The following is a 955-nucleotide window of genomic DNA, read 5'->3' as shown; positions in this document are numbered from 1 at the left end:
TCGCGCAGCTCCATTTTACACAAACGCTCACAGCAAAAATTGCAGGTGAGCTTGGCGTTATGGCCTCGCCTAGCTACGAGCATTGAATACAAAGAGAAGTTGTGAGCAATTATACGAGCATTGAAAATCTTGATGGTAGGCTTATCGCTCTGAGGCAATATGGCCATGATAGTAGCGTTTGGCAATATAGCAACTCACCTGAAAATAGCGGGCATTTAATTGAGATAGTAAGTCCATGCTATGTAAGTAGGCCTTGCTGGGATCAGTTGATTGAATGTTCAGATTATTCTTGTAAAGTGAAGCTAGAAATAAGCGAAAATGGATCTCTGGAAATATTTCAGTTCTTTTTCCAGAGTTTAGAGGTGGCTAAGAACATGGCCCTAAAAGTACAAGGTAGCGCGAGAAATAAGCGTAAAGATTTGGTTCGGGGTTTAAGGTTGGCCGAAGCTGGAGGGTTTCACACCTCAGAAGTCATTGAGCAGTTGTTTTTAATACAGCAAGGAATGTGCTACTACTCTGGCGAACAACTGTCTAAATCTCCAAAGAATTACGCTGTAGATCATATTCAGCCAATATTCGACGGGGGTTCAGACTGGCCAATTAATTTAGCACTCGTTTTGAATAGAATAAATACATGGAAAGGCGGTCATTTCACTTCCCTAGAAACGCTTAAGTGGTTAAGTCAATCCAAAGGTAAAGCGTGGCTTACTTCACAAAGAGAATTTTGTAAGGTCGTAGATAAAAAAAGGGCCAAACTTGATAAAGAGTTTCGTGAAAAACATAAGAAATTGCCATAACAAAGCTGTCATTGGGACATTTTTTGCTTCGCTTCGTTTTGGGGTGGCTTCGCCACTTTACCCCAAAACTACACTACACAAAAAATGCCCCATACAGCGGCGTTATGCGTCTTAACGGGTAGTAGAGTAGGGCTTGTAATTTATAGGTGTTGTTTTCT

General features: G+C 41.2%; 1 protein-coding gene. It reads left to right on the top strand.

The genetic code is table 11. The features are described 5' to 3' along the window. Positions 1-101: 101 nt before the first annotated feature. Positions 102-797: an HNH endonuclease gene (locus tag IDZ20_RS07885; protein ID WP_188150888.1), complete on the top strand. Its 696-nt coding sequence runs from the start codon at positions 102-104 to the stop codon at positions 795-797. Positions 798-955: the final 158 nt, after the last annotated feature.

The sequence above is a fragment of the Teredinibacter waterburyi genome (genome assembly GCF_001922985.1).
Taxonomy (GTDB): Bacteria; Pseudomonadota; Gammaproteobacteria; order Pseudomonadales; family Cellvibrionaceae; genus Teredinibacter; species Teredinibacter waterburyi.
The sequence above is the reverse complement of the archived record's forward strand: the minus strand, read 5'-3'. Positions and strand labels throughout refer to the sequence as shown.